A 13,293-nucleotide genomic window follows, 5' to 3' on the forward strand; every position below is an offset into this window, starting at 1 on the left:
GCCACAGTATGGCGGATTCTCGCACAGCCTCATGGCGCAACGCTGGCTGTGCCACCAGGCCTGCGCTGAATCCGCTTCTCTGGCCGGGGGTGTAAGGGGGCTACGTCACTCCGGTGTGGAGGGCGTAGCAAAGGGTCGTCATTGTCGACGGCATGTGGGCGGCTCCACCGCGTATGAATCACGGCGATGGGCACCACGCACAACCGACGCTGATGTTTACCTTTGGTAGTGATTGGCAATTAACACCCGGGGGCGTCCCAATGTGGGGCGCTCACCGAGGTTCACTCACTTTGTTTTATCCCTCGTGGGAACGGCGGCGGTTCCAGAGGACAACCCCTGCACCTGCACCGATCAGGATCATGGCCAGCAGTGCCAACCAGATCACGTTCGCACCGGTGGAAGCCAAGGCTCCACCGACTCCGTGACTGGAGCTGCTGCCGGATCCGCTACCCGAGCCGCTACCGCTGCCTGAGCCGTTGCTCGAACCGTTCGAACCGTTGGAACCATTATCGGAGCCACCGTTATCCGAGCCATTGGTTCCGTTATCCGACCCGTCCGAGTGTCCGGAGTTTCCGTTGTTATCCGACGGAGCCGGGGTCTCGGAGGACGGGGTACCAGACTCGCCAGGCTGAGCAGGCGCCTCGGAGGACGGCTTACCAGGCTGACCAGGCTTGCTGGGCTGACCAGGCTTGCCAGGTGTCTCGGACTTGCCGTTGTCGGTCGAGTCCGAAGGCTTCTCCGGAGTGGTTTCCTTCGGAGCACCAGGCTTGTCCGGGGTCTCGCTCGGCTTACCCGGAACAGGCTTGCCCGGAGTCTTGTTGTCCTCAGGCTTACCAGGCTTGTCCGTATCCGGCGTCGGGGACTCGCTACCGGGGGTTTCCGGCTTGGAGGTGTCCGGCGTCGGGGACTCGCTACCAGGCGTTTCTGGCTTGTCGCTGCTCGGCGGGGTCGTGCTGCTTGTCGGCGGGACAGTCTCGCCTTCAGGCGTGGTCACGAACGTCTGGGCAGCGTCGTTGGAATCCTCGTGCTTGACGGTCTCGCGGTCATCCTTGTTCGGGTTACGCGGGGTTCCGTCGTTCTTCACGGTCGGGATGTGGAGTCCGTTAACCGGGACAGCCTTCTCGAAGACGACGTACTGCGTGTCAGCCTTCAAGCGGGTCAGCTTACCGAAGTCAACGGTTGCCGTGCCCTTACCGCTGTCGTCAACAGTCTCGTAGATGGAGGACGGCTCAACACCCGAAACAGGCTTAGCCTGACCATCCTCAATCTTCATCAACGTACCGGTGAACCGATAGGTACCAGGCTTCAGACCCTCGTAATCGATGTGGTCCTTAACGTTGATACCTTCCTTAGCCTTAGCGGAGTCCACGAAGACGGGGCCGTCTTCGGAGGCACGCTTACCGTCAACGTCAACCGTGGTCGAGATCTTCGGGTTGCCCTCGGTTATCTCTGCCGGCGGTTGCTGGCTGGTTGTCGACGGAGATGGCGACTGCTTCGACGTGGTCGACGGAGAGGGTGTGGTCTCGGACGTAGATGGCGACGGCTGCTTAAAGTCAGCCGGCGCAGGATTCGACGTCGACGTAACCTCATCTTCCGGCTGCGTCACGAACGTCTGGGCAGTGTCATTCGAATCCTCGTGCTTGACAGTCTCACGATCATCCTTGCTCGGATTCTTCGGAGTCCCATCATTGTTCACAGTCGGGTTCTTACTGCTATCAACCGGAATGGCCTTCTCGAACACAACGTACTGCGTATCAGCCTTCAAGCGAGTCAACTTACCAAAGTCAACAGTCGCTGTACCCTTACCACTATCACCAACAGTCTCATAGACCGAAGCAGGCTCAACACCCGAAACAGGCTTAGCCTGACCATCCTCAATCTTCATCAACGTACCGGTGAACCGATAGGTACCAGGCTTCAGACCCTCATAATCAATGTGGTCCTTAACGTTAATACCTTCCTTAGCCTTAGCGGCCTCAACCATCACAGGCTCTTCGTCGGTTGCACGCTTGCCGTCAACATCAACCGTGGTCGAAATCTTGCCCTTAGAAGGCTTCGGAGTCGACGAAGACGTGCTGGTCGTCGAGGAATCAGACGGGCTCGTCGACGACGTAGACGACGACGGCTGCTTAAAGTCAGCCGGCGCAGGATTCGACGTCGACGTAACCTCGCTCGACGACGGCTTCACTGAGGACGACGTGCTCGACGGAGCTGGAGTCGTCGATGACGAAGACTCACCACCAGAAACGAAGGTCTGAGAATCATCATCGGCATCCTCGTGAGTAACGGTCTCCCGCTTATCCTCACTGGGGTTCTTCGGAGTTCCGTTGTTATCGACAGTCGGGTTTTCACTCTTGTCAACCGGAACAGCCTTTTCGAACACAACGTACTGCGTGTCAGGCTTCAGATCAGTGATCTTGCCGAAGTCAACCGTCGCCGTACCCTTACCATCCTTACCAATGGTCTCAATGGTCGACGCAGGCTTCACCCCAGAAACTGGCGAGGCCTTACCGTTTTCCACCTTCATCAAGGTACCGGTGAACTCGTACTTCGTATCAGGAGCCAGACCTTCGTAGTCAATGTGGTCCTTAACGTTAATGCCTTCATGCAGCTTGGACGCATCAACCTTAACCGGGTTACCCTCAGCAGACTTCTTCCCATCAACATCAACCGTGGTCGAAATCTTCGGGTTATCGTTCTTCGGAACAACCGGAGTCGACGAAGACGTACTGGTCGTCGAGGAATCAGACGGGCTCGTCGACGACGGCTTCACCGACGAAGACGTGCTCGACGGAGCCGGAGTCGTCGATGACGAGGTCACGCGGGAGGATGACGTCGTTGACTCACTACTGGTCGAACTCGGCACGACCGGCTTCGGGGTAGAGCTCGTAGCAGGGCTAGACGAAGAAGGCGAGGGCGACGAAGAAGAAGAGCTCGAGGACGGGGTCTCCTTGTCCCACTTGACGTTAATGCCAGCGGTCGCGTTCGAAGGAACGTCCTTGCCCGGCTTCAAAGTGATAATCCACTGCGAATCCTGGTACCCAACTGGTTTGAGCAGAGTACCTGCCGGAAGCTTTGACGTCTTCGTGGTCGTAGCGGAAATCTTGGCCTGTCCAGGATCAGTTCCGCTCGGAATCGTCAACTTCAGCTCGGACGGAACAGCGACTTCGTCACCGTTATTAACAGTCTTGCCATTAGCGTCCGTGAGCTTCGCACCGGAAGGAAGGCCCTCTACTTTGAGAGTCGCCTTATCGTCGTCAGAGCTGCCAGACACGGAAATCGGAATGACTGTTCCGTCACCGTTTTCAGTACGGTCACCCTGAGAAATCTTCACAGTTGCCGGCTCAGCTTCGTCTGAAGGAGCGGAGTAGTTTTCCGCTTGAGAGACCAAGGCTTGAGCGATCTTGCGAACCTCTTGGGTCCTCTTATCGTCAACATTCGAAATGTGAGTTCCGTTTACGTGCCAGCGGACTACCTGACGGTCGATAGGACGACCTTGAAGGCTCCACACTGCCATAGACGCAGCTAATTGGGCATTCGTAGCATCTGCACCTGCGACGCCCGACTGGCTAGCGATTGTCTGCCAATCGTGCGAAGCGAGGGCATCGCCCCACTTTGCTGCGAACTTTCGCGCGAGATCGGTATCTACGTTAAAGGTCCGGTTGTCGCGCTCGTGCGAAGGTGTCGTGTTGCTGTCAGCAACTACGTAGGCGCTGGCATACTTCGGATCTGCTCCTGCAAGGTCTACACAGACCGCAGGAGTGTCACCAGCAATCGTGAAACTTCCGTAAACGTTCCCGTCGACATATTTATCCCTAGAAGTTTCGGGAAGCTCATCGGATACGTAAAACTTCGTTCCCCGAATGGGTACATGATTTTGGCTTGCTTTAGTGGGAGCGGTTAACTCCCCGACGGCCTTGGGGTCGACCTGGCCAGTCGCGCTTGCACTGGGATCGCCGATATCTGACGCTCCGTAGGCAGTTGGTGCCATGTCGGACGGTGCAAACCGTGCGACGCCCAACAGCAGGGCCATTGCGCCGATGATGGCGTAGACCACGCGTGCGCGCGACTCACCTCCCCCGGTTATTACGGCGCCCACGCCTGTGGTTATGCATCTCAAAACTCCATAGAGGTAAAACAACAGTACCTATGGCCCCTATGTTGCGGAGCAGCGGTGACGTATCCACCCGTCGCCACACTCCGGTGAAAGCTTCCTAAACGTAGAGAAACTTCTACAACATAAGTGACATGTTCACCGAAAATAGCGGCTACTGCTCCGTAAACCAAATGCTGCAGGCGGTACAAAATTACCTACGTATTCGGTATTAATTCAGGCCTGCAGCGTTTCTTTTTTGACCACTCCCGCATCGGGTTACCCCCATTAGCGGAAGTCAGACACCCACAAATACGCACATACGCTGCACATAAAGTTTGCAGCTTTCGCTAACGTTGCTTCAAAGTTGAGTTTTTAGATACGAACAGTCCACCCCCATTTAGTTCTAACTGTTAACAGATTGTTATACAAATAATTTCCATAGGGCACACAAATAGGGGCGAGGGATGGTTATCAACCATCCCTCGCCCCTATATAAAGCCAGGAAAAGATTCTACTTACAGATCTTTACTTCTTAAATGGGAAGCCCAGCTCGCGCAGCAGAGCACGACCCTCTTCATTGTTTGTCGCAGAAGTCACCACCGTGATGTTCATACCACGGGGTCGATCAATCTTGTCCACATCCAACTCGTAGAACATGGACTGCTCGGACAGACCGAAGGTGTAGTTACCATGTCCGTCGAACTGCTTATCCGACAGACCGCGGAAGTCACGAATACGCGGGAGAGCAACCGTCAGAAGGCGGTCAAGGAATTCCCACATACGGTCGCCACGGAGGGTGACGCGAGCACCGATCGGCATGCCCTCACGCAGCTTGAAGTTAGCGATAGCCTTCTTCGCGCGGCGGATCTGCGGCTTCTGACCGGTGATCAGGGTGAGGTCGTTCAGTGCGCCGTTGATCAACTTGGAGTCACGAGCAGCGTCGCCAACACCCATGTTGACAACGACCTTGGTGACACCCGGGATCTGCATGACATTCGCGTACTCGAACTCTTTGTTCAAAGTTTCACGAATCTCGCTGCGGTACCGAGTCTTCAAACGGGGGGTGTAGTTCTCGCTCATGGTTAAATGTCCTTCCCGGTACGTCGGGAGATACGGACCTTCTTGCCGTTCTCGTCGAAACGGTAACCAACACGTGTCGGATTACCGTCAGCATCGATGATCATCACGTTAGAGACGTGGATAGGAGCTTCCTGGGTGACAATTCCACCCGACTCCGCACCGCGCTCCGGTGCTGAATTAGCAACGTGCTTCTTGATGCGGTTAACCCCCTCAACCAGGACCTTGTCACGCTTCGGGTAAGCCTCAATGACCTTACCCTTCGCACCTTTGTCCGGGCCAGAGATGACGATGACGGTATCGCCCTTATGGATCTTCATTTAGAGCACCTCCGGGGCGAGCGAGACAATCTTCATGAATTTCTTGTCGCGCAACTCGCGGGCAACTGGCCCGAAAATACGCGTACCACGTGGCTCATTGTCGTTACGGATAAGAACGGCAGCGTTCTCGTCGAAACGAATGTAAGAGCCGTCCGGGCGGCGAGTTTCCTTTTTCGCGCGGACAATAACGGCCTTGACGATGTCGCCAGCCTTGACGTTTCCGCCGGGGGTTGCTTCCTTCACGGTGGCAACGATGACATCACCAATACCAGCGAAGCGGCGTGTGGAACCACCGAGCACACGGATGCACAGGATTTCCCGTGCACCCGTGTTATCGGCGACTCGCAAACGCGATTCCTGCTGAATCACTAGAGTCTCCTAGACCTGGGGTTGTTGCTTCGTGCGCCGGATTTCCGACCCGAACGCACCTGGTCTTGTCTGTTTTGAGATGGTTAGCCCGATTCTTCAGCCCTTACCATCGCCCACATAAGAGCGACATAAGTACCAAACAGCTGGTGGTAACTGCACCCTGTCGCACGCTATTAACGCACTGACCAGGTGAGAATCACGCCTTCCGCTTGCTATATCGCGAAAAGGGATGGCGACGTTACCACATTCGGGCAGGTTAACCACCTGCCTCAGACAACCCGAACAGTATTGCATACATCGGGGCAATCATCCAACCCTGCGGGCGACAAAACGGATCGGCCCCCATCCCACCGGCTGGCGGCTCTCTACTTCGAAGCCGGCGTCGCGTAGCGCAGCCCGAACTTCCCGCCCCGTGGGGATCGAGGCGCCCGATACCAACATGCGTTGAATGTCGGCCTCGTAGTCTTCTTCATCGCCTGAGCCGTCGTCGGCAAGAACTTGGGTAACCACAACGATTAACGACACAGTGTCTGAAAGATTGGCTATAACACCAGGGCCATTTATTGGACTATTGGAACCCCACGGATCATGAATAACGGCAACATCGGCGCGAGGGATGTCGAGCTGATCCGGTATGGAGGGCGCGGTCGCGGCGGACGCGGTGCCCGTCACGGTCGTGTGGGAGACCCGGGAGCGTCTGGAATCGTTGACCTCCGCCATGTTGAGGCCCTCGTGCTCGGGGCGATCCACAATCGTGACCGTGAGGGACGGGTTCGTGCGGGTGAGTTCATCGGCGAGGACGGCAGCGCCGGGGCCGAGCGTCAGCGCCGAGGACGCGCCGCCCAGGTCCAAGCCCGCGACCACGGCGGGGGCTACCCACCCCATGCGGAGGTTCGCACCCACCGCCAAGCGGCTGCCCAGCTCCGGCTTGGCGTCCTGCCACTCGGACATCGTGCGGCCGGAGGTGCCCAACTGGACGGGGGTGCCGGTACGCAAACCCTGGCCCACGTGGATGAAGGACATCGCAGGCATGGAGCCGAAGCCAGATAGGTAGCCGCCCGCTGGCGAGGTCGGATCGGCTAGCTCCATGCCCACGGGAGTGAGGCCATAGGTCACCGCGTCGCTGGAGGGCTGAGCGGTGGAGGATTGGTCTGTGGACGGCTGATCTACGGAGGGACTTTCTTCGTGCTCGATGGTGACCAGCTCCAGGGCGGCAAGGTACCGCATGAACCTCACCAAGCGATCAGAGGCAATGCCGGTCTCCTCGGCGAGGGGTCCGGGGGTGGTGAAGCCGGCGTCGATCGCGGTGAAAATGCCGGCTTCGGCGGCGGCGCGGACGGCGAAGGCCGGGGCGATATCGGCCATCTCGGAAAGACGGTTGTAAGCGGCGATGGTGCTGGTGGCCTTGCTGGCGGAGGCGTTGCCGTCGCGCCAATAGCCCACGATCTGCGTGTTTTCGGGCTTGACGCCGCGTTCCTTGACCAGCTTGCGGATGCCGCGGAGCTGGCCGGCCTCACCTGCACACCAGACGTAGGGCGTGCCCTCGGGCCAGTCCAGGGACTCGAGCGCACTGCCGAGCGACTGTCCCTGGGACCTCACTACCCAGTGCAGTTCCACGTCGGGGGATGGAATGTTCAGTTTCTGGATTCGGTCCGGCGTGGTGACCTCAATAACCGCAACCGCTTTTAACGCGGGGTAGCTCTCTACGCAACGGCCGATGGCCGGCAGCGCGGTTTCGTCCCCGGCCAGGAGCATCCAGTCCACCCCCTCGGGGAGGGCGCCACAATTCTTCGGGCCGGCCATATAAATACTGTCACCCGGCGCGACGGACTCCGACCATGCCTCGGCCAAGCCTGACCCGTGGCGGGCGAAATCGATATCCACCTCGCCGGCGTCGGCATCCCATCGGCGCACCGTGTACGTGCGGAATAGCTCGTTGATCTCCGCGGTCCACTCCAGGCGGCCATCGCCTAACGCCCTGGGGGCTGGCCGCTCCCCTGTCTCCGGGTGAGGGAAAATCAAACGCACGTCGTCGTCGAAACCTGTGCTGATCATTTCGGGGACGTGCACGTCGCCCTGCTGGTGGGCGTCGAATTGCTCACTGGTGAAAGTGATGCGCCGCATCCCTGGGGTGATGTCTTCCACGCGGCTCACCGTGATCTCGCGTAAAGAAATCGGGTAAATGTCGTGGTGACGGCTATTGCGTTTCATATGATCATTCCTTTTAATATGTCGCAAACGTCGGCTTTATAAATTGGCTTTAACGTTCTACGGGCACGGGCACCTTTCATGTCCCGGTCACGCCCGTACGGTACAAGAAAACCCGGGTATGCCACACGGCACACCCGGGAAACCCTCATCCGATACGCCACCCCACAGCCGCAGGGAAGCGTCGGCAATGAAGTAGATGAACAGCCTTACTTATTGGAGTCATCCTTCGAGTCAGACTTCTCGTCCGAGACCTTCTTCAGCTCCGGCTTGATTTCCTTCAGAGCCCACTCGCGGGACAGGGAGGACGGAACATACAGCGCCGAGGACACAGCCTTGTTGTCCTCAACCGTGGCACCGCTCTTAACCTGCTTCAGGTCGTTGTAGCCCGGAACAGCGCGGACCGCGTCCATCCCGTCGGCAGCGAACAGAACCATGAAGTCCGCAGTCAACTTGTCAATGTTCTCCGGGGAAATCATGGCGCGGCCCTGCTGCGTCGGGATCGAACCATCCGTGTACCCGGCGGGCAGCTTCATCCCCAGGTCAGTGAAGAACTGGTTGGCGGGGTTGGCCTCGTCGGTAATCACACCGAAGTTACCGCTGCGGTGCTGAACCACCAGCGCCGTCTTACCGTCCAGACCCTTAAGGTCCTTCTTGGCGTTCTCGAAGGCTTCCGTGTCCTTCTTCTCGATGTCCTTGACCTTGTCCTCATCCTGGTAGATCTTGCCCAAGGCCTCCAGCTGCGGCTTCCAACCGATCAGCTGCGGATCCTGGCCCATACCCGGAAGAGTCGGCGCAACTTCCTTCAACTTGTTGTAGGCGTCCTCATTAATGCGGTAGAAATCACCAACAATGAAATCGGGCTTCTCCGCCGCGATCTTCTCTACCGGCAACTCGCGAGGATCAGCGTCAATCTTCTTGACGTCCTTCAGCTTGTCGTTCTTCCACTTGGCGTTCTGAGCATCATCAGGGCTCTGAACAACAACGTCAGGGGTAATGCCCAGTGCAAGGAGGTTATCAACCGATGTACCCATCGCTACAACCTTCTTCGGCTTCACCGGGTATGTATCTTCACCCCACGCATGCTTAATTGTGACTTCCTTGGCATCCGACGAATCCTTCGCACCCTCAGACGCACTCTGGCTAGTTGAATCTGCGGCAGTGGAATCCCTGGAACTGTCGTCATCATTCGAACACGCACCCAAAACCAAGGAACCAGCCAACGTCAGGGCGATCAAGGGCATAGGGCGGACAAGTGAACGCTTCACGGAAACTCCAATTCAAAAGTGTGAACAATGCAGGCCACAGAATTATGACAGATGCACAATGTCATCTGTTTGGGCCAGGATGCCCACCGATCCACAACGCATCTATCATTCAGTATGGCTAGCCTAATTTATTGACACGATAGTGTCCGGAATTCTCTTAGACAACACTTGTAAGGGAATGCCCCCACAATTCACCCCCAAGGAGAACTAACCAGTGACAATTCCATCCATCGCGCCGTACACGATCCCCACCCTAACGGTGAAACCCGCTGTCAACTGGCCACTTTATACTGATCGCGCGGCTCTGTTGGTCCACGATATGCAAAACTACTTCATCTCCGCGTACACTCCCACCGACGAACCAGCGTCAACTATGGTGGCCAACATCAAGCAACTCATCACCCGCGCCGATAAGGCCAACATCCCCGTCTTCTACACAGCCCAGCCGCCGGAGCAAAAAGAATACCGCCGAGGGCTGCTCCGCGAATTATGGGGCCAAGGTATTCAGACCGACGCAGAAGCGGACATTATCCCGGAGTTGACGCCGCAGAAACAGCACCATGTCATCACCAAGTGGAGGTACTCGGCCTTCGCCCGAACAGACCTTCGCGAATCCCTGGCATTCGCGAAACGCGACCAGCTGATCATCACCGGGGTTTACGGCCACATGGGGTGCGGGGTCAGCGCGGTCGACGCGTTCATGAATGACATCCAGCCATTCCTTGTTCGCGATGCCATTGCCGACTTCACCCGCGACGACCACACAACGACGATCAACTGGGTTGCCCGACGCTGCGGGCGAGTGATTGATACCGACGAGGTGGTGAACGCAATGGAGGGTTCAGGACCTGGAACTGGCGTCGCTTAAGCTCCGCCCCTCGTTCAGCACCCGCCATCAACGCCTTGTCCTACTGCTCGTTACATTTGTGGCGCTTCGGTGAGCGGAGGAACCAAGCTATCGACAGTAGGCAATCCCTCTGGAGCGGGAATAGAACACTCCATCTTCAGGGGCCCTCCATCAAGAGCAGAAGCCACCAGGCTCTGAACCGAGGGCAGCAACGTCATTCCGAGATGGGGTACTACATCGTTGGGGCACAAGTCCTGAGTGATAACGTTCTGATAATCACCAGGTCCATCCATGAGGTTGATCTGGTACGGCGCAGCATCATATTCCTGACGCGTTGTGATGTTGACATAGCGGATACCCGGCAAAGCCTCGGCTGGAGTATTCAAACGAGTAACTTCTTCCCCACCCTCAGCCATTTCAAGACACGCGTCGGTGGGATTCTTCTTAAACCCAGGTGGAACTAACGCATCCGCACTAGCTGGAGGGCACTCCCCCTTTTCCAAAGCTTGCGTCTGATATGGCGATCCCTTTATCAACCCAGACAAGGACACGACAGTGCGCACGTCTTTTGCTCCGTCAAAGTCCTTTAACCAATACCGGGTGACGAGACCACCCTGCGAATAAGTAACAACGTCGACCTTGTCTGAGCCGGTCTCTTTCTTCACCTTTTCGATAAACTCCGGAATTCGCGCTGAATTTCCCTTGACCGTGACATACGGGCTTGTTTCGGGACGGGTTGGCTCCCACACCATGAAGGGATGAACATCGAAACCCCGTTTACTCATCATGGAGGCAAACAAATCAGCAGTTGGCCGGAGTTCGTTCGATCCCGAAATATAAACGACCGGAAGCTTTTCTTTGAAATCATCATCCTGTGGAGACTGCGATGGACTATCTGACACTACTGGAGGTTGTGCATCACCAGCGAAGGCTTGTCCCCCGAACGGAGAAAGAAGCGTGGCCATAGTGACACCACAAGCTAAGGTCACACCCGCAGAAGAACGGGCACACTGTTTCTGAAAAATACCTGAAAGACGCATAAACAAATCTTAACCTAATTAATTTAGGTACGGCTTCAATATATGAGGAAGAACATTTTAGATACACCAAATATGGGGTAGTGATGAAATATAGCGCCGGCAAAATTTAGAGCTATTTTTAGGGCAGCCCTTGCCTACAATCTGTCTTTCGGCAAACCCCTCAAGAGCACCGATGTAAAGTTGATTCCCGGACGAAACACAATAAGGCCACTAAAGCCCTCACTGGTCTTTTTTGCTCACCTTGCCTACCCCTGTCAATGGAAACTCATCAACAAATTCCACAATATCGGGAACGGCGAAACGTGATAATCCTGATTCACGGACGAACTTCTTGATCTGCGTGGCCGTTAGTGGCTGATAGGACGCTGCCGTCGAGTGAGAACCCTCGGTACCCCGGTCTCTCGACGCATCCGTGCCAGACGGTTTGTAACCGTCACGAAGAATAATGAGCGCACGGATCTTCTCGCCCATCACATCGTCGGGAATACCTACGACTGATACGTCGTGAATAGCGGGGTGTTTGAGCAAGCAATTCTCCACCGACTCGGGCGCGATCTTCTCCCCACCACGGTTGATCTGGTCTTTAGCGCGGCCGGTCACCGTGATCGCACCGTCGGCAGAGACCGTGACAATATCGCCCGTGATGTAGAAACCGTCGTCGGTGAATGACGACGCATTCGCCGTCGGATTCCGGTGATAGCGGCGGATAGTGTACGGCCCGCGGGTATGCAGGTGGCCTGGTGTGCCACGATCAACCGGAGCGCCTTCGTCGTTGACAACGCGAACCTCGTCGGCACGACTCATGGGAACGCCCTGGGTGTTGACGATCTCATCGATGTTGCCGCCCAGTTTGGTGTAATTCACGAGGCCCTCGGCCATTCCGAAGACCTGCTGGAGGTTAATCCCCAGCTCCGGGGCGACGCGCTCCGCGGCAGAGGCGCTGAGTTTCGCGCCACCAACCCACACCGTTTTCATGGTTTCCATCGTGGGGTCGGGGTTTTGGGCCTCGTCGCGGCTGTTGAGGAGGCTAATGAGCAGCGGCGGGACCAACGCCATGTGCGTGCCGCGGTGCGCGTGAATGTAGCGGCGGATGGTGGTGGGCGACGGGTCGGGAACGTACACCACCGTGGCACCAGTGTGGAGCGCGCCCAAGATGCCGGGAGAGCTCATCGTGAAGTTGTGCGACGCTGGCATGACCACGAGAAACACATCGCCGCGATGCATATCGCACACCTCGTCGGAGCGGCGCACGGAATACAGGTAGTCGTCGTGGCTGCGAGGGATCAGCTTGGGCGTGCCCGTCGTTCCCCCAGAAAGCTGGAGGAAGGCGAGAGCTTGCGGGTCGCGTTCGGGTGAAGGCCAGGGGGTGGAGTCTGCGTCGGCGTCTGAGTTGGCGTTGGTGGCGGAGTTCTCGCCACTTACTTCGGCGCTGACTTCTGTGCCGTCGATTTCGGCGCCATTGATGACGGGTGTATCCCACGGCTCGTCGGCACGAGGGTCGATCTGAATGGTGGTGAGTTCTGGGATCTCCTCAAGCAGGCCTTTTTCAACCCGTTTGGCGTGCTTATCGCGCGGAACTGCGGCGATCCGAACCCCCGCGGGCGCGGTCCGGGCGAAGTGGGCGATGTCGTCCGCACCGTGGGCGGGGAGGGCGAAGACGGGAACGGCGCCGATGCTCCAGATGCCAAAAATCGCTTCCATGTGGACCGCGGCATTGGGCAGTTGGACGATGACGGCGTCGCCCTCTGCGATGCCGAGACCGCGCAACAGGTTGCCGACCTTATGGGCCGAGTCGCGAACATCGCTCCAGGTCAGTGAGCGGTAGCGATCCACTGCGAAGGGCGCATCGTCGTAGAGGTCCCGGGCACGCTCAAATAACGCCCAATGCGTGTCACCCGTATAAATCCCCAGCTCCCGGTACCGCTGAACGTCCTCCCACGGGCAACCGTTGGCCGCACCTCCCTCACGCTGGGCGTATTCCTTCGCGTTCGGCGACGGAATTGTTGCTTGTGTCATAACCATCATCCTTCGTGGTGCTTTGGTGTGTGTGGTGTGGTTCAGTGTTGCC

General features: G+C 57.3%; 9 protein-coding genes. 1 reads left to right on the plus strand and 8 read right to left on the minus strand.

The features are described 5' to 3' along the window. Positions 1 to 295: 295 nt before the first annotated feature. The 6 genes from JMN36_RS03275 to JMN36_RS03300 form a co-directional block, all read right to left on the minus strand. Complete coding sequence (locus JMN36_RS03275) at positions 296 to 4,099, minus strand: VaFE repeat-containing surface-anchored protein (protein ID WP_204087547.1); 3,804 nt, start codon at positions 4,097 to 4,099, stop codon at positions 296 to 298. 522 nt (positions 4,100 to 4,621) lie between these two features. Then, positions 4,622 to 5,176, minus strand: coding sequence for a 50S ribosomal protein L5 (rplE, locus tag JMN36_RS03280; RefSeq protein WP_012732416.1), 555 nt, complete (start codon positions 5,174 to 5,176; stop codon positions 4,622 to 4,624). Between the two features lie 2 nt (positions 5,177 to 5,178). Continuing rightward, positions 5,179 to 5,493, minus strand: a complete 315-nt coding sequence (rplX, locus tag JMN36_RS03285; protein WP_012732417.1) for a 50S ribosomal protein L24 — start codon at positions 5,491 to 5,493, stop codon at positions 5,179 to 5,181. Further along, a complete protein-coding gene (rplN, locus tag JMN36_RS03290; RefSeq protein ID WP_012732418.1) occupies positions 5,494 to 5,862 on the minus strand; it encodes a 50S ribosomal protein L14 in 369 nt (122 codons plus the stop codon). Between the two features lie 306 nt (positions 5,863 to 6,168). Next, entirely contained in the window at positions 6,169 to 8,073 is a 1,905-nt protein-coding gene (locus JMN36_RS03295; RefSeq protein WP_204087548.1) for a siderophore-interacting protein, read from the minus strand. 206 nt (positions 8,074 to 8,279) lie between these two features. Then, complete coding sequence (locus JMN36_RS03300) at positions 8,280 to 9,338, minus strand: ABC transporter substrate-binding protein (protein ID WP_204087549.1); 1,059 nt, start codon at positions 9,336 to 9,338, stop codon at positions 8,280 to 8,282. Between the two features lie 214 nt (positions 9,339 to 9,552). On the opposite strand from JMN36_RS03300, the gene JMN36_RS03305 reads away from it, so the two are divergent. After that, positions 9,553 to 10,206 (plus strand): isochorismatase family protein, encoded by a 654-nt coding sequence (locus JMN36_RS03305; protein WP_204087550.1) that lies wholly within the window; start codon positions 9,553 to 9,555, stop codon positions 10,204 to 10,206. A gap of 50 nt (positions 10,207 to 10,256) precedes the next feature. On the opposite strand, the gene JMN36_RS03310 is transcribed toward JMN36_RS03305, so the two are convergent. Together JMN36_RS03310 and JMN36_RS03315 are read right to left on the minus strand one after the other, a co-directional pair. Next, on the minus strand, positions 10,257 to 11,150 hold the full coding sequence (locus tag JMN36_RS03310) for an esterase/lipase family protein (protein WP_236881718.1): 894 nt from the start codon (positions 11,148 to 11,150) through the stop codon (positions 10,257 to 10,259). 294 nt (positions 11,151 to 11,444) lie between these two features. After that, entirely contained in the window at positions 11,445 to 13,241 is a 1,797-nt protein-coding gene (locus JMN36_RS03315) for a (2,3-dihydroxybenzoyl)adenylate synthase (RefSeq protein WP_204087552.1), read from the minus strand. Positions 13,242 to 13,293: the final 52 nt, after the last annotated feature.

The sequence above is a fragment of the Corynebacterium pseudokroppenstedtii genome, assembly GCF_019754945.1.
Lineage (GTDB): Bacteria > Actinomycetota > Actinomycetes > Mycobacteriales > Mycobacteriaceae > Corynebacterium > Corynebacterium pseudokroppenstedtii.